General features: G+C 64.8%; 20 protein-coding genes. 8 read left to right on the top strand and 12 right to left on the bottom strand.

Features of this window, described 5'->3' with window-relative positions:
* Positions 1-2 precede the first annotated feature (2 nt).
* Positions 3-1,442, top strand: a complete 1,440-nt coding sequence (locus tag J2X44_RS04630) for an aldehyde dehydrogenase (protein WP_310088212.1) — start codon at positions 3-5, stop codon at positions 1,440-1,442.
* A gap of 44 nt (positions 1,443-1,486) precedes the next feature.
* Here the strand turns inward: J2X44_RS04630 and J2X44_RS04625 are convergent, their stop codons facing one another.
* Together J2X44_RS04625 and J2X44_RS04620 are read right to left on the bottom strand one after the other, a co-directional pair.
* Positions 1,487-1,834 (bottom strand): DUF2834 domain-containing protein, encoded by a 348-nt coding sequence (locus tag J2X44_RS04625; protein WP_310088210.1) that lies wholly within the window; start codon positions 1,832-1,834, stop codon positions 1,487-1,489.
* The gene (locus tag J2X44_RS04620) at positions 1,834-2,943 is read right to left on the bottom strand and encodes an alkane 1-monooxygenase (protein WP_310088209.1); all 1,110 of its coding nucleotides are present in this window, start codon (positions 2,941-2,943) and stop codon (positions 1,834-1,836) included. Before J2X44_RS04620 ends, J2X44_RS04625 begins: the two co-directional genes overlap by 1 nt.
* 123 nt (positions 2,944-3,066) lie before the next feature.
* On the opposite strand from J2X44_RS04620, the gene J2X44_RS04615 reads away from it, so the two are divergent.
* On the top strand, positions 3,067-3,801 hold the full coding sequence (locus J2X44_RS04615) for a MerR family transcriptional regulator (RefSeq protein WP_310088208.1): 735 nt from the start codon (positions 3,067-3,069) through the stop codon (positions 3,799-3,801).
* Here the strand turns inward: J2X44_RS04615 and J2X44_RS04610 are convergent.
* The 10 genes from J2X44_RS04610 to J2X44_RS04565 all read right to left on the bottom strand — a co-directional run bounded on the left by J2X44_RS04610 (position 3,756) and on the right by J2X44_RS04565 (position 13,201).
* On the bottom strand, positions 3,756-4,928 hold the full coding sequence (locus J2X44_RS04610; RefSeq protein WP_310088206.1) for an enoyl-CoA hydratase-related protein: 1,173 nt from the start codon (positions 4,926-4,928) through the stop codon (positions 3,756-3,758). The two genes, J2X44_RS04615 and J2X44_RS04610, sit on opposite strands and share 46 nt — an antisense overlap.
* Before the next feature lie 14 nt (positions 4,929-4,942).
* A complete protein-coding gene (locus J2X44_RS04605) occupies positions 4,943-6,334 on the bottom strand; it encodes an AMP-binding protein (protein ID WP_310088204.1) in 1,392 nt (463 codons plus the stop codon).
* Between the two features lie 2 nt (positions 6,335-6,336).
* Positions 6,337-7,263 (bottom strand): 3-keto-5-aminohexanoate cleavage protein, encoded by a 927-nt coding sequence (locus tag J2X44_RS04600; RefSeq protein ID WP_310088202.1) that lies wholly within the window; start codon positions 7,261-7,263, stop codon positions 6,337-6,339.
* A gap of 10 nt (positions 7,264-7,273) precedes the next feature.
* Positions 7,274-8,518 (bottom strand): acetyl-CoA hydrolase/transferase C-terminal domain-containing protein, encoded by a 1,245-nt coding sequence (locus tag J2X44_RS04595; RefSeq protein WP_310088200.1) that lies wholly within the window; start codon positions 8,516-8,518, stop codon positions 7,274-7,276.
* A 13-nt stretch (positions 8,519-8,531) separates the two neighbouring features.
* Positions 8,532-9,326: an enoyl-CoA hydratase-related protein gene (locus tag J2X44_RS04590; RefSeq protein ID WP_310088199.1), complete on the bottom strand. Its 795-nt coding sequence runs from the start codon at positions 9,324-9,326 to the stop codon at positions 8,532-8,534.
* Positions 9,323-9,742, bottom strand: a complete 420-nt coding sequence (locus tag J2X44_RS04585; RefSeq protein ID WP_310088198.1) for a PaaI family thioesterase — start codon at positions 9,740-9,742, stop codon at positions 9,323-9,325. Before J2X44_RS04585 ends, J2X44_RS04590 begins: the two co-directional genes overlap by 4 nt.
* A gap of 8 nt (positions 9,743-9,750) precedes the next feature.
* Complete coding sequence (locus J2X44_RS04580; protein WP_310088196.1) at positions 9,751-10,515, bottom strand: glucose 1-dehydrogenase; 765 nt, start codon at positions 10,513-10,515, stop codon at positions 9,751-9,753.
* A 14-nt stretch (positions 10,516-10,529) separates the two neighbouring features.
* Positions 10,530-11,015, bottom strand: a complete 486-nt coding sequence (locus tag J2X44_RS04575; RefSeq protein WP_310088195.1) for a MarR family transcriptional regulator — start codon at positions 11,013-11,015, stop codon at positions 10,530-10,532.
* A 102-nt stretch (positions 11,016-11,117) separates the two neighbouring features.
* Positions 11,118-12,284 (bottom strand): acyl-CoA dehydrogenase family protein, encoded by a 1,167-nt coding sequence (locus tag J2X44_RS04570; protein ID WP_310088193.1) that lies wholly within the window; start codon positions 12,282-12,284, stop codon positions 11,118-11,120.
* Positions 12,285-12,313: 29 nt separating this feature from the next.
* Positions 12,314-13,201 (bottom strand): SDR family oxidoreductase, encoded by an 888-nt coding sequence (locus J2X44_RS04565; protein WP_310088191.1) that lies wholly within the window; start codon positions 13,199-13,201, stop codon positions 12,314-12,316.
* Positions 13,202-13,340: 139 nt separating this feature from the next.
* Here J2X44_RS04565 and J2X44_RS04560 point away from each other — a divergent pair, with 139 nt between their 5' ends.
* From J2X44_RS04560 to J2X44_RS04535, 6 genes are read left to right on the top strand one after another with little or no spacing between them, the layout of a single operon-like run.
* Positions 13,341-14,771: a 3-oxoacyl-[acyl-carrier-protein] synthase III C-terminal domain-containing protein gene (locus tag J2X44_RS04560; RefSeq protein ID WP_310088190.1), complete on the top strand. Its 1,431-nt coding sequence runs from the start codon at positions 13,341-13,343 to the stop codon at positions 14,769-14,771.
* Between the two features lie 3 nt (positions 14,772-14,774).
* Positions 14,775-15,974, top strand: a complete 1,200-nt coding sequence (locus J2X44_RS04555; protein WP_310088188.1) for an acetyl-CoA acetyltransferase — start codon at positions 14,775-14,777, stop codon at positions 15,972-15,974.
* A gap of 10 nt (positions 15,975-15,984) precedes the next feature.
* On the top strand, positions 15,985-16,437 hold the full coding sequence (locus J2X44_RS04550) for a MaoC family dehydratase (RefSeq protein WP_310088186.1): 453 nt from the start codon (positions 15,985-15,987) through the stop codon (positions 16,435-16,437).
* A complete protein-coding gene (locus J2X44_RS04545) occupies positions 16,434-17,297 on the top strand; it encodes a CoA ester lyase (protein WP_310088184.1) in 864 nt (287 codons plus the stop codon). The genes J2X44_RS04550 and J2X44_RS04545 overlap by 4 nt, the downstream gene beginning before the upstream one ends.
* Before the next feature lie 15 nt (positions 17,298-17,312).
* Positions 17,313-18,491 carry an acyl-CoA dehydrogenase family protein gene (locus J2X44_RS04540; protein WP_310088183.1) on the top strand — a complete coding sequence of 393 codons (1,179 nt, stop codon included), beginning with the start codon at positions 17,313-17,315 and terminating at the stop codon, positions 18,489-18,491.
* 10 nt (positions 18,492-18,501) lie between these two features.
* The gene (locus J2X44_RS04535) at positions 18,502-19,416 is read left to right on the top strand and encodes an SDR family NAD(P)-dependent oxidoreductase (protein ID WP_310088182.1); all 915 of its coding nucleotides are present in this window, start codon (positions 18,502-18,504) and stop codon (positions 19,414-19,416) included.
* The last annotated feature ends 3 nt before the right edge of the window (positions 19,417-19,419 follow it).

The raw sequence follows: 19,419 nt of genomic DNA, 5'->3' as shown, positions 1-19,419 counted from the left end.
AGATGAACCTCGATCGCAGCAGCTTTTTCATCGGCAATGAATGGGTGCGCCCCGCATCCAACCAGACCTTCAAGATTCACAATGCATCGACCGGCGAGCATGTCGCGACCGTGCCCGAGGGCAGCGAGGCCGACATCGACGCGGCCGTAGCAGCGGCGCGCCAGGCCTTCGACCATTCGCCGTGGCCGCGGCTTTCGCCCGGCGAGCGCGCCGAGGTGATGCTGCGGTTCATGGCGGCGCTCGTCGAACGCGGGAGCGCAATCGCCGAGGCGGTGAGCCTCCAGAACGGCATGCCGGTCACCCTCGCCAACATGCTCGAAGCGCAATTTCCGGCGGGCGTCCTCCAATATTATGCAAGCCTTGCCGACGGGATGAGCACGAGCGAAACCCGTCCGTCGCAAATGGGACAGGAAACACTTGTCGACCGCGCTCCGATCGGTGTGGTTGCGGCGGTGGTGCCGTGGAACTTCCCGGTCACCCTGGCCTTCAGCAAGATCGCCCCGGCGATGCTCGCCGGTTGCACGCTGGTGATCAAGCCTTCGCCGGGGACGGTGCTCGATTCCTATCTGGTCGCCGAGGCCGCACTTGCGGCGGGCGTTCCCGCGGGCGTCATCAACATCGTCGCGGCCGATCGCGCGGTCGGGGCCTATCTGGTATCGCACCCCGGGGTCGACAAGGTCGCCTTCACCGGATCGACCGGCGCGGGCCGCGCGATCGCCGCGCAATGCGGGCAATTGCTTCGCCCGGTCACGCTCGAACTGGGCGGCAAGTCGGCGGCGCTGCTGCTCGACGACGTCAATCTTGCCGCCTTTCTGCCTGCAATCCCGATGGTCAGCATGCTCAACAACGGGCAAGCCTGTTACAATGGCACTCGCCTTCTGGTGCCGAGCGGGCGCTATGACGAAATCGTCGGCGCGGTTGCCGAAACCGTCGGCTCCTTCACCGTCGGCGATGCGCTCGACCCCGCGACCCTTGTCGGACCGATGGCGTCGGCGGCGCACCGCGACCGCGTCGAATCCTATATCGCCAAGGGCCGCGACGAGGCCCGGCTTGTCGCCGGCGGTGGCCGCCCGAAGGGGCACAACAGCGGCTGGTTTGTCGAGCCGACGGTCTTCGCCGACGTCGATGAGAATGCGGTCATCGCGCAGGAAGAAATTTTTGGCCCGGTATTGTCGATCATCCGCTACACCGACGAGGCCGATGCGGTGCGGATCGCCAACGCCTCTCAGTTCGGTCTCGGCGGGTCGGTATGGAGCCAGGATCAGGCGCGCGCGGTCACGGTGGCGCGGAAGGTCGAGAGCGGCACGGTTGGCATCAACGGCTATATGCCCTCGCTCGGCTCACCGTTCGGCGGGATCAAGGCGAGCGGCATGGGCAGCGAGTTCGGACCGGAGAGTCTGGCCAGCTATCAGCGCACCAAGTCGATCTATGTGATGGCGTGACGAACAAGGGCGCCGCGGTGCGGCGCCCTCAAATCATTCGCGTCTCAGACGGCGGCGCCGGTTTTCGCCAGATGCCGCTCGCGCGCGACCAGATAGAGCGGGAAGGCGAAGCACGTCCCGACGAAGGACAGCGCCAGATAAAACCAGCCTGCGCGCGCGCCAAGACCGATGCGAACCGCGTCAGGCACGACCCAGATCATGAAGACGATCCAGGCCGCCAATATGTCGATCGTCAGGAAGGCCGCGGCGCTGCCGCTGTTATAGGCGTCGAGGAAGAATGTCGGGAGCAACAGCAGGTTGCCCCCTTCCCTCATCCACGCGATCCCGTGCCACCAGGCCGCGGCGGCCGAGCCGACCGCGATCAGAATGTAGAGCAAGTGGCGAACCGGCATCAGCTGGCGGCCCAAGCGCCCGCGGGCTTTTCGTCGAACCAGTCGGGCCAACCCGCGGCCCGATTCTGCACCTTCGCCAGTTCGCGTTCTTCGGGGGTCGCCAGCTCATTGTCCCAGCGCTTCAGCGCCGGCTTGATCACCGCATTATGCCACAGCGGCGGAATCAGCGCCGAGAAGAAGCAGACGAACACGCTTGGCATCGGGATCCACTGGCGGTCGGGGCGCAGTTCGTGGAAGGCCGCGAAGCTGTCGGTATGATGATCGGCATGGTTGGTGATCTCGAACCCCATCACGCGCGACAGCGGCTTCAGATGGTTCCAGACATGGCGGCGCGAGATGGCGCCGCCGGGGACACGGATCAGGCCATAATGCTGGAAATAGTTGAAGGACTCGACCCAGAAGCGGGCGCCGACCATCCCGGCGAGGACCACCGCGACAGCGGTCCAGCCGCCGATCAGATAGACGAGGCTCTGCATAACTAGCTGCGCGAGAAGCGCTTTCCAGATGCGGTGGCGAATCGACCAGCGGCCATAGCCCTGCTTTTCGAGGCTGTCGCTTTCCATGCGCCACGCATCGCGCGTGCTCTGGATGACGGCCTTGCCCGTGAATTCATAGAGCGAAATCCCGCGGCGCGCCGTGTCGCCGTCATGCTCGGTCGCAACATCGAGGTGATGCCCCGTGACATGCGCAATCTCGCGCGTACAGTCGAGGTAGCAGACCTGCGAATAGGTGCCGACGAAGCGGCGCAGCTTGCCGCGCTGGTGATAAAGTTCGTGCGACGCGGGGACGAGCGGTACGACGCTCATCCAGGCAAGCGACAGGATCGCGCCCGCATATTGCCAGGGCGTGATCGCATCGGCCGATGCGACCCAGAACGCCGCCATGAAATACAGGCCGACCGCCAGCAGTGTCGAAAACCAGATCGGCAAGTCGGCAAGAAGGCCGCGCCGCATCGCGCGCGGGCGCATGTCGTTCGACAGCACCGAATCGATCAGGCCGAGCAAGGGCAGCGACGCGATGCCGATGAAAACCCAGTTTCCACCAAGCGCAAAGCCCGCATAAGCCGCAAGCTGCACGATGACGGGGACATAATAACGCAGATAATCCATTCGTCCTCTCCCAAGGCGATTTCATATTGCGTATCATCATTACGCATAAAGGTAAAGCACCTTATTATCTTGTTCCAAAAATGCGTTGCGACATCCCGCGCCGACCGCTTATGCCCCTCGCCGATGAAGATGCGCGATCTTGAGCGACGGACGGGCGTCCACCGCGAGACCATCCGGGTCTATTTCCGGAACGGCCTGCTGCCCGAGCCGTCGCGCCCGGCGACCAATGTCGCGGATTATGATGATAGCCATGTGCAGGCGGTTCTCGCGGTCCGCAAACTCCAGCGCGACGACGGCCTGACCCTGCCCCAGATCAAAGAGGCGCTCCGCGGACAGAATGGCGAGGGCCGCGTGGATGCCGCTGCGTTCCGGAACCTTGAGGCGCTGGTCGCCGCGCGGGTCGGGTTCGAGGGCGAAGTGCTGATCGAGACACTGGCGAGGGACTGGCCAAACGCAGAGGCCGACGCCAGAGTCTTTGAGTCGCTCGGCATCGTAGAAATACGCGACACGAAAAAAGGCCCGGCCCTTAGCATCATGGACAGTCGGCTCGTCACGATCTGGCAGTTGATGCGCGCCGAAGGCTATACCGAGGAGAACGGTTTTCCGGCGTCAGTCGTCGACTTCTACGCCGGGCCCGCGGATGAAATCGCGCGCGCCGAATCGCAGCGCTTTATCGAAGCCACCGAAGGACGCATGGACGATGGCGCGGCGGCGGCGCTCTTTCATGCCGGCATTCGTCACATGATCGATTTTTTCGGACTCTTACGTCTCAAGCGCCTCATGACCTATATTCACTTCGACGATGTAACGGGTCATGTCGATGCGGCGCGCCGCGATGCGAACGGCCCGCCGAGATAGGCGGGATAGTCGAGCTCGCTGACCACCGCATAATCGGCAAGCCGCTGCTCTTCGGCGGCGAGGCTCTGCTCCCAGCGACCGACCGCCTCGCTGGCGTCCGCGCGGACGGCGGGGTCGCTCCAGCGGCCCGCCAACGGGCGTAGCGCTGCGATCACCTCACCAACGAAGGCGGGCAAGCTCTCCTTGCGGACGTGACGATCATAATCGGTTTTGCCGAGGAACAGCGTCTGAATCATATTGCGTGGCTCGGGACGCTGGATGAGATGCGCAAAGATCGCCATTTCGCTGCGGATTGCGCCGTCGAAACATTGCGGCAGCCCATATTCGATACAGTCGAGGATCGCGATCGGGGCCGGATAGAAACCGCCCGTCTTGGCCATCATCTTCGCGCGCACCGGATCGATTCGCTCCGAGACCGCGGCGGGGCCGGGATTGCGCCAGTCGTCCTTGTCCCAAGGCTGCGCCGAGACCGGCGCCGAGAGCAGCCACGCTTCGGCGGCTGCGACTTCCTCGCCCGGCGGCACAACCGCATGCACAAGCCCGGCGGCGAGCGCCGCCTGTCCGGCCAACCGCGCGCCTTCGAGCAGGATTGGCAGTGCAGCGTCGACACCGACAAGCCGCGGTAACCGCTGCGTCCCCCCAGCGCCCGGCAGGAGGCCGACGAGCGATTCGGGAAGCCCAAGCGCGGCCCGCGGACTGTCGGCCAGTACACGGTAATGCGTCGCGAGCGCCAACTCGCAGCCACCGCCGAGCGCGAGCCCGGCGACTGCCGAGGCCACCGGCTTGCCGGCGGTCTCGAGCGCGCGAAGCGCCGCGCTCAGGGGAAAGAAATGGTCGAAGGCGATGTCGAAGCGGTCGCGCGCAGGCGCAGCGACGATCATGTCATAGGCCACGCCGAGCTCGGTGAGGTCGGCCCCGGCGCAAAAGGCATTGTCCTTGCCCGAGCGGACGAGCACGCCAACGACATCGCTGCCCCCGAGCCAGGCTGCAAAAGCCTTGAGCTCGTGGATCGCGGCGTTGGAAAAGACGTTCATTGTCCGGCCCGGTGCATCGAAGACGAGATGGACGATGCCATTGTCCTGAAATTCGAGGCGGAACTGCTCCATGGCGGGGGGCGGAGTGGTCATGGTATTTCCTTCGGTCAGGAGGCGGACGCGAGCTGGCCCTTGCGGACCTTGCCCGCATCGTCGCGCACGGGATGGATCTGGGTTTCAAGACTGCGCGGATGTTTTTCGCGCGCGAGCCAAGGATTGAGAAAGCGGCCAAGCGCGGCGAGGTCCAGCGCCCCCGCGTCAGCCTCGACCGCCGCATGCACCGACTGGCCAAGATCCGGATCCGGGCGGCCGACGACAGCGCAGGAGCGGACAGCGGGATGACGAAGGATCGCCGCCTCGACCTCGGCCGGCCAGATGTTGACCCCGCCCGAGATGATGAGATCGGTCCGGCGGTCGGCGAGATAGAGATAGCCGTCGGCGTCGAGCCGCCCGATATCGCCGACCGATTCCCAGCCGTCGACGGTGGCGCGGCGCTCGGCCCCGATGTAGCGATAGGTCGACCCGGGTCCGCCGGACGGCATTGCAAAGACCTCGCCCTCCTCACCCGCTTGGCACTCGCGCCCATCTTCGTCCAGAATCCGTAGGCGCCCGCCGCCGATCGGCCGGCCGACCGAGCCGGGGCGGTCAAGCCACTCGCGCCCGCCGATCCAGCAGCGCACCAGCCCTTCGGTGGCGCCATAGACTTCCCAGATGTGATCGGGGCCGCACCAGTCGATCCAAGCCTGTTTGAGCCAAGGCGCCATCGGTGCGGCGGTGTGGACGACCATCGCCCAGCGCGAGAGATCGAAGCAGGCCCGCGCGGAGGGCGTGAGCGCCATGATCCGGTGCATCATCGTCGGCACCATCAGCGCCCAGCTTGCTCCCTCGTCGTCGATCAGTCCGAGCGCACCCATGGCGTCGAACTTATCCATCGTGATGATCGTCGAGCCTTTCCAGAGCGCGAAGACCGCCGCGCTGAAGGGTGCGTTATGATAGAGCGGCCCCGGGACGAGGACGCAGCTATCCGAAGGAATTCCGATAAAATCGGTGCCTTCAGAAAAACCCGCGGCCCGGCCGTCGACGATCACCTTGGGAATGCCGGTGCTGCCGCCGCTGGTGCACGCCTTCCAGGCCTTGGCCACATGTCCGCTTGGCGTTCCCCGGGGCGCCTCCCATGACGGGCCCTCTCCGGGATGGACAACGAGGCGCGGCTTCATCACCGCGATGATCGCCTCGCATTCGTGGGGCGTGATCTTCCACGAGATCGGCGCGGGGATCGCGCCGGCCCGGTAGACGCCGAAGGTGAGCGCGATGAAGTCGGGTCCGTTCGGAAGCGCGAACGCCACAAGGTCGTCGGCCCCCACGCCGCGCTCGGTCAGCCAGGCGCACCATTGCAGGGAGCGATGGTCGAGGTTCCCCCACGACCACCGCGCCTCGCCATGGACGATCGCGATCCGGTCGGACGCGAAGGCGGCTGGAACGTCGGCAAGCGCCAGCATGATCAGAAGCCGACGCGATCCGCGCCCTTGAGCGCCAATATCTCGCGCGCCTCGTCGGGGGTCGCAGCCTCAAGTCCAAGACCCTCGATGATCTGACGCACGCGCGTGACCTGCGCCGCGTTGCTTGGCGACAACACTCCCTTGTCGAGCCAGAGATTATCCTCGAGGCCGACGCGGACATGGCCGCCCATCGCCGCCGCCTGCGCCGCGACCTTCATCTGCGACGCACCGGCGCCAAGCACCGACCAGCGATAATTGTCGCCGAACAGGCGATCAGCGGTGCGCTTCATGTGCAGCACTTCCTCGGGATGCGGGCCGATGCCGCCGAGCAGGCCGAAACAGGTCTGGATGAACAGCGGCGCCTGGACGAGACCCTCGCTCCAGAAATAGTGCAGATTGTGGAGGTGGCTCGTGTCGTAGCATTCGAACTCGTAGCGCGCGCCGGTCGCGTTCAGTGTTTCGAGCGCGTAGCGGATATCCTTGAAGCTGTTGCGAAAGACGAGGTCGTGGCTCCCCTCGAGCATCGCGGGTTCCCACTCATGCTTGAACTCCTTGTAGCGCTTCAGCATCGGGAAGAGACCGAAGTTCATCGACCCCATGTTGAGGCTCGCCACCTCGGGCTTCCAGACGGCAGCAGGCTGTACTCGCTCCTCGACCGGCATGTAGGGCGAACCCCCGGTCGTCAGGTTCACGACGACGTTCGACGACTGCTTGATCACCCGCAAGAAGGGTTCGAACGCCTCGGGGCTCTGATCGGGACGACCATCCTCGGGATTGCGCGCATGGAGATGGACGATCGCGGCGCCGGCTTCGGCGGCGCCAAGGGCGCTCTCCGCGATTTCCTCCGCCGTGACCGGCAAATGGGGTGACATCGACGGGGTGTGGATCGACCCGGTGATTGCACAGCTGATGATGACCTTGTTACTCATGCACACTTCCTCAAAGTTGCGCCGCATAGGCACGCCAGCCGCTGGTCAGCGCCTCGCGATGCTGCGGATCGGCAATGGCGACGAGCGCTTGCGCGCGCGCGTCGTAGGAAAGCCCCCTGAGATCGGCGGCGCCGAACTCGGTGGCGACGATATCGGTGTCCATCCGCCCGAGCGTAACCGGTCCCCGCGCGGCGCCCGGGAGCGAAATGCGGCTGATGCGGCCGCCGCTGGCCGACGCCGGGAAAGCGATGATGCGCAGCCCGCCGCCATCGCGCGCGCCGGCAACGAAATCGGGCGCACCGCCGGGGCCGGACATCAACCCCTTGGGACCGCATTCGGAAAAGGCCTGGCCGAACAGGTCGACCTCGAGCGCCGAGTTGATCGCGACGAAATTGCGAATGCCGGCGATGATCGCCCGGTCGTGGGTGAACGACGCCGGACGAAAAACAAACTCGGGGCCTTCGATCGCCTTGTAAAGCCGCCGCGATCCGATCGCGACGCCGGCGGTCACCGGTTGTCCCGGTGCCAGCGCGCCCGCCTCAAGCAGATCGACCACCTCGTCAACGATCAGACCGCTGTGGATCCTGAGGCCGCGGCGGCCAGTCAGCGCGCGAAGGATCGCGCCCGGGATCTTGCCGACACCCATCTGCAGCGTCGCGCCGTCGCGGATCAACGGCGCCACATGCGCCGCGATCGCCTCTGCCACCGGGTCGGGTGCGGCGTCGGATTCGGTATCGAAGCCCTCCGGCGCTTCAGTAAAGGCGGTCAGTTCGGCAAAGGGAATGCCGGGATCACCGCGCGTCCGCGGCATGGCCGGGTTGATATGCGCGATGCGGACCGGAATCTGCGGCCAGAGTTCGGCGGCGAAATCGACGGCTGGGCCGAAACTGCACCGACCGTCCGCGTCGGGCGGCGTCACCATGCAGAGAAGCGCGTCGATCCGGATATCGCGAAGGCGGCTGCGGATATCGCTGTAGCAGAGCGGAAGCTGTTCGACCCGGCCGCCGAGATCGGCCTTGAGCGGCGGCGTGACGAAAAAGGTTTCGACGCGGCAGTCCACATTGGCGAGATAGGAGTGGCGGTTGACGCCGGGCACAAAGATGCCGGTGAAGGTGATCGCCCCGACCGCGTCGCCCGCCGCCATGACGGCGTCGGCGAGCAGCACCGACTCGCCCGAGGCTCCCGTTACCAGCACACGTCCGCCGACCGGCAACCAGTCGGCGATCTCGGCGGGGGTGAAGGCAACGGGAGCCATGCGAATTGCCCGCCTATTTCACATATTTGTGGAAATCGGGCGCCCGCTTCTCGGTAAAGGCGCGCATGCCTTCCTTCGATTCTTCGGTATCATAATAGAGCTTCACGGCATTCAGCGCGAGCATCGAGATACCGCGGATATTGTCGCTGTCGGCGTTGAAGCTGCGCTTGGCGAGCGCCAGTGCGGTCGGCGAGCGCTGGCCGATGATGTCGGTCCATTCATTGACGGCGTCATCGAGTTCCGCTGCCGGAACGACCTTGTTGACGAGGCCCATTTCGAGGGCTTCCTCGGCGCTGTACTGGAGGTTGAGATACCATATCTCGCGCGCTTTCTTGTCACCGACATGGCGCGCGAGATAGGCCGTACCCCAGCCGGCATCGACCGAGCCTACCTTCGGCCCGACCTGTCCGAGCTTTGCGGTGTCGGCCATGATCGACAGGTCGCACAGCGTCGCGAACACGTTACCGCCACCGATCGCGAAACCATTGATGCGCGCGATGACCGGCTTCGGAATGTCGCGGATGATCGACTGGAGCTCGTCGATCGGCAGGCCAACGATGCCGCGGCCGTCATATTGACCGTCCTTCGCGCTCTGGTCCCCGCCGGTGCAGAAGGCCTTGTCGCCCGCCCCCGTCAGCACGACCGAAGAGACGCCCTTGTCATCCGCCGCGAGCTTGAAGGAAGCGATCAGCTCTTCGATCGTCTGGGCGCGGAAGGCATTATAGAGTTTCGGCCGGTTGATGATGATCCAGGCAGCGCGGCCGCGGACCTCGTAAATGACGTCTTCGAAAGTGGTGGGGTCAATCATCTTGCTTCTCCTGAGTAGGACGGATTTCGGTAAATGGCAGACGCCCGGCCGATGCGGCGTTCGCCGACCGACATGAGCGACTGGACAAAGATCATGCTGGCGGTCGTGCGCACGAGATCGACGACGGCCTCGACCAGCGCGCCTTGAGGAACGGGCGCAAAATATTCGATGCTGAGTGAAATCGTCGGCGTATGCGGCGCACCGGCTTCGGCGCCGTCGTGCACCGCGACGATCATCGCATCGGCGAATGTAGCGAGCGCGCCGCCATGCAGCCCGTCAACGGGGTTGATATGTCGCTCGTCGACGCGGAAGGCCATGCGTCCGCCGTCCCGATCGACGAAGACCGGTCCGAAGCGTTCGCTATACCCTTTGCCGAGATCGACGAGCGCATAGCCTGTGGGCGGCGCGTCGGTCATGATCCTTGTCAGATCATGTTCATGCCGCCGGCCACCGAAAAGGTCTGGCCGGTGATGAAGCTCGCGTCGTCGGAGGCGAGGAAGGCAACGATGCCTGCATAATCCTCGGGCTCGCCCATGCGCTTGAGCGGAATGCCGCGAACCATCGCATCCTTCCACTTGACCGCCTGCTCTCCTTCGCCGAGCACGCTCGCCATCATCGGCGTGTTGGTCGGCCCGGGGCAGACGACGTTCAGCAGAACGCCCTTGGAGGCCAGCTCGCGCGCAACCGACTTGGTGAAGCTGATCAACCCGCCCTTGCAGGCCGAATAGACCGCCTCGTTGCTGGTGCCGACGCGCGCCGCATCGGACGCGATATTGATGATCCGGCCGCCACCGCGCGCGACCATCCGCGGCGCAACCGCATGATGGGTGAAGAGCGGTCCGTAGAGATTGATCGCGATAATCTTGTCCCAGAGCGCCTTGTCGGTCGCGAGGAAGGGGGCGGGCTTGTCCCAGCCGGCGTTGTTGACCAGCGCCCAGACCGGGCCGAGATCGGCCTCGACCGCCTCGACCGCCGCATTGACCGCCTCCTGGTCGCTGACGTCGAGCGCATAGGTCTTGATGACCGCGCCATCGCCCGCGATGCCCGCGGTCTCTTCGCCAGCTTCCGCCTTGAGGTCGAAGATCGCGACCTTGCAGCCCTCGGCTGCGAGGCGGAGCGTGAGCGCCCTGCCGATTCCCTGACCGCCGCCTGTGACGATCGCTACCTTACCCTGCAAACCCAACACCATATCTCTCCTGATTGCTAAGTCATGAATTCGGGATCCGACCCCAGTGCCTCGGCCTCGCCACCGGCGAGGTCGAGGAGGGTCTCCTTGATGGTCAGAAGTGTCGAGGCGGCCTGATTCAGCGCCTCCTCCGACACATTTTCGAGGATCTGGAGCTCGATCTGCTCCACATTCTCACGGATCGTGATCACCATCTTGCTGCCGGCGCGGGTCAGATAGACGCGGCGCGCGCGGCCATCGCTCGCATCGGCGCGGCGTTCGACGAAGCCCGCCGTCTCCATGCGATCGAGCAGGCCGCCGATCGCGACCTTGGTCAGGTCAAGATCCGCCGCAAGCGCGGTCTGGGTCATGCCGTCGCGGCGCGACAGAAAGGCGAGCACCCACCACTGCGAGCGGGTGATGCCAAGCGGTTTGAGTGCCCGGTCCACCACGACGCGGCGCAGGCGCGACACGTCGTGAATGAGAAAGCCGAAGCGAAGGCCGGTGTTGAGGTCTTTGGTCACAGCAGATCCTTGGTGTTGGTTTGCACCTTCACCGCTAGACCCGATTGATGGATTTTCAAACGGAACTGTTCTGGAATCGTCCGGACCGCGAATCATGGCCGTTCAGCCCCGGCTCTTCGGGAGCTTGCCCTTGAACATCTCGCGCGCGATGATCGTCTTCATGATCTCGATCGAGCCGCCGGCGATCTTGACGATCCGCGCGTCGGCATAGGCGCGGCAGATCGGGTATTCCCACATATAGCCCCAGCCGCCGAAGAGCTGGAGGCATTTGTCCGCGGCCTCGCAGTGCAGCTCGGACGTCACCATCTTGGCCATCGCCGCGTCGACCGGGTCGAGCTCGCCCTTCATGAACAGATCGATGCACTTGTCGGTGAAAACCCGGGCCATCACCGAGCGCGCCTTGAGGTCGGCGAGCACGAACTGGGTGTTCTGGAAATCGCCGATCGACTGACCGAACGCCTGGCGCTCGGCGGTATAGTCGACCGTCCATTCGATCATCACCTCGGTGACCGTTGCCGAGCGGATCGCCTGCGCAAGCCGCTCCTGCGGCAGCTTGGTCATCATGAGCTTGAAGCCCTGCCCCTCACCGCCGAGCATCGCGCCCTCGGGGATGCGCATATTGTCGAAAAAGAGCTCGGACGTGTCCTGCGCTTTCATCCCGAGCTTCTCGAGATTCTGGCCGCGGTTGAAACCGGGGGTCGCCGCATCGACCAGGAAGAGCGTCACGCCATGCGCCCCTGCCTGGCTGTCGGTCTTGGTCGCCAGCACGATGACATCGCAGAGCTGGCCGTTCGAGATGAACACCTTTTGCCCGTTGATCACGAATTCGTCGCCGTCGCGCACGGCCTGCGTCCTCACCGCCTTGAGGTCGCTCCCCGCATGCGGTTCGGTCATCCCGAGCGAGCCGATCGCCTCGCCGCGGACCATCTTGGGCAGCCAATGGCGCTTCTGCTCCTCGCTCCCGAAGGAGAGGATATAGGTCGCGACAAGGTCGGTGTGGATCAGGAAGCCGGGACCGCTCGCCCCGACGCGCCACAATTCTTCATAGACGACGGCGTCGAACAGATAGTCGAGGCCGAGCCCGCCATATTCTTCGGGCACGGTGCAGCAGAGCATGCCCGCCTCGCCCGCCTTCAGCCAGAGCTCGCGCGGGACGATGCCCTCCTTTTCCCACCGGTCATGGTGGGGGACGATCTCCTTCTCCACGAATTTGCGGACGGATTCGCGCCACATTTCATGTTCTTGGCTGAAAATATTGCGTTCGATCATCGCCGAGGCCCCTTTTTGTCTCTTACCTGTCAGCCTGCCCGATTGGCCTTGTCGCGCTGCGTCGACTGTTCGATCGCTTCGCGGGCGGTCTGCCATTGGTCATCGGTCATCCCCGTCAGGTCGGCGAAGGTGCCGGGTCCGGCGAGATGCTGGCCGCCGTCGATCGCGATCGTCTGGCCGGTGAGATAGTCGCAGCCGTCTGACAGCAGGAACGTGATCAGGTTCTGAAGTTCGGGCATCGCCCCGAAGCGCCTCAGCGGCACCGTCTCGGCGCTCGTCGCGGACGATTTCGCATCGGGGATCGGGTTCAGCTTCTCCCAAGCACTTTCGGTCGGAAAGGGCCCCGGGGCGGTTGCATTGAGCCGGATGCCATAAGGCCCCCATTCGACCGCGAGAGACATCGTCATCGCATGCAGCGCCGTCTTCGCCATCGCCGAGGGCACGACAAAGGCCGAACCCGTCCACACCCAGGTGACGAGATTGCTGACCACTGCCCCCTTGATGCCTTCGTCGATCCAGCGCTTGCCGAGCGCGAGCGTGACATGGAAGCTGCCGTCCATCACTGTCGATGTGATGGCGCGAAAGCCGCGCGGGCTCAGCCCCTTGGTCGGCGCGATGAAGTTTGCGGCGGCGTTGTTCACCAGGCTGGTGACCGGCCCAACCTTCCACATCGCTTCGACCATCGCGTCGACCTGATCGGCATCGCGAATGTCACAAGTATGCCAATGTACCTTTCCAACCGTGCCTGCCGCGATCTCGGCGGCAGCGGCTTCAAGGACATTGGCGCGGCGCCCGCAAATATGAACCGTCGCGCCTTTGGCGGCCAGCGCCTTCGAAATTTCAAGACCCAGACCGGATCCGCCACCCGTCACGAGAATCGATTTGCCCGCGAGCACGTCGGACCGGAATATATCCATGATCAACCTCTTCCCCGTTGCGATTCTTACCGGGTCACTTGTCGCAACCCAAATTTCGTGAACCAGTTTACAACTTCAAAAATTGCTGTCAAGGATGGTTGCAGGAAACAACTGAACCAATGGCGGGAGGTAGCGAAAGGTGACCCATGAACCGGGGTCGATTGTGGCTGTTGGCGGCTATCTGCCGCTCTTGCGTCTCGATCGGGCGCAGGCTGCCAAATCGCTGAAACATTTTGGCCTCGGCGGCCGCCAGGCGGGCTATCGCGCCGTCGGCGGCTGGGACGAGGACGCTTTCACCCTTGCCGCCGAAGCGAGCCGGTCGCTCACCGCGTCGCCGCCATCGCGCCTTTGCTTCGCCTCGACCTCGGCGCCCTTCATCGACCGCGCACATTCAAGCCTGCTGGTCGATGCGCTGGCGTTGCCGCGCGCGACCCGCACGCTCGACGTCGCCGGAAGCAGGCGCTGCGCCGTCGCGGCATTGCTCGACGCTCTGCTCGGCGCCGACGATGCGCTGATCGCGGCGGGCGAACGTCGCCCCGCGAAGCCCGGCAGTTCGTCGCACCTCGCTTATGGCGATGGCGGCAGCGCGGTGCGAACCGGCACCGACGGGGCCGCAAAGCTCGTCGGCTGGGCCTCGGAGGCGCACGACTTGCTCGACAGCTATGCCTCGCGCGGGCACGAGACCGCCTATCCGAGCGAGGAGCGCTTCGTGCGCGACATCGCCAGCAGCGCGATCATCGCCCCCGCGATCGCGGGCGCCTGCGCCAATGCCGGGATCGCGCCCGGCGACATCAAATGGGCCGCGGTCCACGAACCGCTCTCGGGCATGTGGAAAGATATCGCGCGCCGCACCGGCATCACCGCGCCCAATCTTGCCACGACGCTTGCCGAGCAAGCCGGCGACCTCGGCGCCGCGCATGCGCTGTTTGCGCTGGCGCTCGCCTTCGACTCGGCGCGTCCCGGCGACCATGTGCTGCTCGCCGGCTTCGGCAGCGGCTGCGACGCCCTCATCTTCCGCGTCGACGCCAAAGTGCCCGGCGCAGCCGACGTCCGCGCCGCTCTCGGGCTCGGTGAGGCGAGCGGCGACTATGTCCGCTTCCTGTCGCTGACCGGTGCGGTCGATCTCGATTTCGGTGTCCGCTCCGAGTTCGAGCAGAAGGCCCAGGCGACAGTACTCGAACGCTATGGGCGCGACACGCTCGGCTTCATTGGCGGGCGCGACGCTAAGGGCAATGTCCAGTTTCCCAAGACCCCCATCCCGGTGCGCCCCGGCGCCGACGGCCGCGAGGCGCTCGAGGATGTCCGGCTTGCCGACCTGCCGGCGAAAGTCGCTTCGGTGACCGCCGACCGCCTCAACTACACCCCCGACCCGCCCTTCTGGTTTGGGCTTGTCCAGTTCGAGAATGGCGCACGCATCCTGATGGAGCTCACCGATGCGAGCGGCGCCGGGTTCAAGGTCGGCGACGCGCTCGGCATGCGGCTGCGCATCAAGTCGGTCGACAAAAGACGCGGTATGCGGACCTATTTCTGGAAGGGCGCCCCCGCCAAGCGCCCGCAAATGGAGGCCTGAGCGATGGCGACAGGTATCAAGGACAAGGTCGCGATCATCGGCATGGGTTGCTCGGTGTTCGGCGAACGCTGGGACCGCGGCGCCGACGATCTGATGATCGAGGCCTTCGAGGAAGCGATCGGCGACGCCGGGATCGACCGCAGCCAGATCGAGGCCGCCTGGATGGGCAATGCACTCGACGACATCAATGTCGGCAACAGCGCCCTCCCGCTCGCCCATGCGCTGCGCCTCCAGACCATCCCGGTGAGCCGGGTCGAGAATATGTGCGCGACCGGCACCGAGGCGCTACGCGCCGCAGCCTATGCGGTCGCCTCGGGCGCGATCGATTTCGGACTCGCGCTCGGCGTCGAGAAATTGAAGGACACGGGCTACGGCGGGTTGCCGCTTCGCACCAAGGGCCTCGCGAATGATTTATGGATGCCCTACGGCTCGGCGCCCGGCACCTTCGCACAGCTCGCGGGCGCCTATAGTACCGCGCACGGCCTCGACGGCGGCGACCTGAAGCGCGCGATGGCGCATGTCAGCTGGAAGAGCCACCAGAATGGCGCGCTCCACGGCAAGGCGCATCTGCGCAAGGCAGTCGAGATGGAGACCATCCTGAAAGCGCCGATGATCGCCGACCCGCTGGGGCTGTTCGATTGCTGCGGGGTCTCCGACGGGGCGGCCTGCGCGATTGTGACCACCCCCGAGATCGCAAAGAGCCTGGGCATCGATAATCCGGTCACTGTGAAGGCGATCCAGCTCTCGGCGAGCAATGGCTGGGAGATGAGCTATGGCGAATGGGACGGCGCCTCGGTGCGCAATACCCAGGTCGCCTCCGCCCGCGCCTATGCCGAAGCGGGCATCAACGATCCGCGCGCCGAGATTTCGCTGACCGAAGTTCATGACTGCTTCTCGGTGACCGAACTGGTGACGATGGAAGACCTCGGCCTTTCCGAGCCCGGCCGCGCCATTTTCGACATACTCGATGGCAAATATGACCGCGGCGGCGCCATCCCGTGCCAGACCGATGGCGGGCTCAAATGCTTTGGTCATCCAGTCGGCGCTTCGGGGCTGCGCATGGCCTATGAAGTTTATAACCAACTGCGCGGCCGCGCTGGCGATCGGCAATTGTCGCAGGTCGATTTCGGGCTGACCCACAATCTGGGCGGCGCACCGTTCAACAGCGTCGCGGCGGTCTCGATCCTCGGCCGCCTCGACTAGGGAGAGAAACATGGCGGGACTTTACTTCGAGCAGTTCAGCGTCGGTCAGGTCTTCGATCACGAAATCCGCCGGACGGTGACCGACATGGACAATATCCTGTTCAGCTCGCTCACCTATAATCCGGCGGCGATCCATATCGATCATGCCTATGCGGCGACGACCGAGTTCGGCAAGCCGCTGATGAATTCGATCTTCACGCTCGGGCTCGTCATCGGCCTCTCGGTCCAGGACACGACGCTCGGGACAACGATCGCCAATCTCGGCATGAGCGAAACGACCTTCCCGAAGCCCGTGTTCGCCGGCGATACGATCCGCGCGCGCACCACGGTGATCGAGCTGCGCGACAGCAAGTCGCGTCCGACGCAGGGCATCGTCGCCTTCGAGCATCTCGGGCTCAACCAGAACGACGAGATCGTCTGCCGCACGTTGCGCGGCGCCCTGATGATCCGGAGCCCCGCGTGAGGCTTCGCTCGCTCCTCTTCGTCCCTGGCGACAGCGAAAAGAAATTCGCCAAGGCGCGCGCGATCGGTGCCGACGCCCTGATCCTCGATCTCGAGGACAGTGTTGCGCCGAGCATGAAGGAAGCGGCCCGCGCGCAGGTCGCCACGCTCCTCGACGACCAGAGCCAACATGACTGGTCCTTCTTCGTGCGCGTCAACCCGTTCGATACCGGCATGACCTTCGACGACCTCGCCGCTGTGGTGAAACCCGGCCTCGACGGCTTGCTCATCCCCAAAGCCAATGGCGCCGCCGACATCGCGCGGATCGGGGCCGAGCTTGACCGCCTCGAAAGCGCTGCCGGAATGACGCAAGGGCGTGTGAAGATCGCTGTGGTGGCGACCGAAACGCCGCTCGCGATGTTCAATCTCGGCAGCTACACCCCGCCGCATCCGCGCCTGGTCGCCTTGACCTGGGGCGCCGAGGATCTTGCCGCGGCGATCGGCGCCACCGGCAACAAGGAAGAGGACGGACACTGGACCGATCCTTATCGCCTTGCACGATCGCTCTGTCTTTATGCGTCCGCGTCGGCGGGGGTCGCGCCGGTCGACACGCTTTATGCCGATTTCCGTAATCCGGACGGTCTCGAGGCCGACTGCCGCCGCGCGCGCCGCGACGGCTTCACCGGCCGGATCGCGATCCACCCCGATCAGGTCGACATCATCAATCGCTGCTTTAGCCCGTCCTCCGCCGAAATCGCGGAGGCGCAGAAGATTGTCGACGCCTTTGCCGCCAATCCTGACGCCGGCACGCTCGGGATCGACGGAAAAATGTACGACATTCCCCATTTGAAGGCCGCGCGCCGCACGCTTGCCAGCGCCTGACCACGGAGAGAGGTTATGACTGCCACCCGCCCGCTTCCGACCGAAGAGGATCTCGCCGCGATCCGCGAAGGCGTCCGCGCCGTCTGCGCGCCTTTTGACGATGAATATTGGCTCGACCGCGACAATACAGGCGAATTCCCGAAGGATTTCCACCGCGCGATGGCCGATGGCGGCTGGCTTGGTATCACCATGCCCGAGGAATATGGCGGCTCGGGGCTAGGGGTCACCGAGGCGATGACGATGATGAACGAGGTGGCGGCCTGCGGCGGCGGCTTCGCGGCGGCCTCGACGATCCACATCAACCTGTTCGGCCCGCATCCGATCGTCGTGAAAGGTACGCCCGAGCAAAAGGCGCGCTGGGTCCCGCAGCTCGTTGCGGGCGAGGACCAGTGCTGCTTCGGCTTCACCGAGCCCGACGCCGGGCTCAACACGACGCGGATCAAGACATTCGCCGAAAAGGTTCCCGGCGGCTATCTCGTAAACGGTCAAAAGGTCTGGACCTCGACGGCGCAGGTCGCGAACAAGATCATGCTGCTCACGCGCACAACCAAGTTCGAGGATTGCGCCAAGCCAACCGACGGCATCACCATCTTCTACACCGATCTCGATCGCAGCAAGATCGATGTCCATCTGATCCCCAAGATGGGCCGCAAGGCGGTGGATTCGAACGCGATCTTCATCGACGGCCTGTTCATTCCCGAGGAGGACCGGATCGGCGAGGAGGGCAAGGGCTTCTCCTACATTCTCCACAGCCTCAACCCTGAGCGCATCCTGATCGGTGCCGAGGCGATCGGCATCGGCCGCGACGCGCTGCGCCGCGCGACGCAATATGCCAAGGAACGTGTCGTGTTCGATCGGCCGATCGGCCAGAACCAGGGCATCCAGCATCCGCTCGCCGAGAAATGGATGTATCTGGAATCGGCCTGGTTGATGGTCGAGAAGGCTGCGCGCCTCTACGACAGCGGCCTGCCCTGCGGCGCCGAGGCGAACAGCGCGAAATTCCTCGCGGCGCGCGCTTGCCACGATGCTGCGTGGCAGTCGGTCGCGACCCACGGCGGCTTCGGCTATGCCAAGGAATATCATGTCGAGCGGCTCTACCGCGAAAGCGCGCTGACCCGGCTCGCTCCGATCACCGAGCAGCTGATCATGAGCTTCATCGCCGAGAAGGTGCTCGGCCTCCCCAAAAGCTATTGAGGACAAGAATATGGGAATGATGGACGGAAAAGCCGTGCTGGTCACCGGCGCGGGACGCGGCGTCGGCCGGGGTATCGCGCTCGAGATGGCAAAGGCCGGCGCAGCGGTGGTGGTCAACGACCTCGGCGTCTCGCTGACCGGCGAAGGTGGCGATGAGGGGTCGCCGGCCGAACAGGTTGTGGCCGAGATTGTCGCGATGGGCGGAAAAGCGGTCGCCAATCATGACAGCGTCGCCGAGTGGGACGGCGCCTGCGCGATGGTGAAGGCCGCGATTGACGGATTTGGGCGCATCGACGCGGTGGTCAACAATGCCGGGAACCTCCGCGACATGTATTTCCACAAAATGGGTCCCGACGATTTCGACGCGGTGCTCGCCGTGCACCTCAAGGGCAGCTTCAACACGAGCCGCGCCGCCGCGCCCTTCTTCAAGGAGCAAGGCGCGGGCGCCTATGTCCACATGACCTCGACGAGCGGGCTCATCGGCAATTTTGGCCAAGCCAATTATGCCGCCGCCAAGCTCGGCATCGTCGGCCTGTCGAAATCGATCGCGCTCGACATGCAGCGTTTTGGCGTCCGCTCGAACGCGGTCGCGCCTTTCGCCTGGACGCGGATGATCGATTCGATCCCGACCGACACCCCCGAACAACAGAAGCGCGTCGACGGGCTGAAGAAGCTCGACGCCGACAAGATCGCGCCGTTCGTCGTCGCGCTCACCAGCGATGCCGGCGCCAAGGTGACCGGGCAGATTTTCGCGGTGCGCAACAACGAGATATCCCTCTTCTCGCAGCCGCGCCCTGTCCGCACCGCACACACCGCCGAAGGCTGGACGCCCGAGACGGTGGCCGAGCGCGTCTTCGACCAGTTCGCAAACGACTTCTACCCGCTCCACCGTTCGGCCGATGTCTTCACCTGGGAACCGGTCTGAAAC

It is taken from the genome of Sphingopyxis sp. BE259 (assembly GCF_031457495.1).
Taxonomy (GTDB): domain Bacteria; phylum Pseudomonadota; class Alphaproteobacteria; order Sphingomonadales; family Sphingomonadaceae; genus Sphingopyxis.
This window is presented reverse-complemented; position numbering and strand designations above follow the sequence as displayed.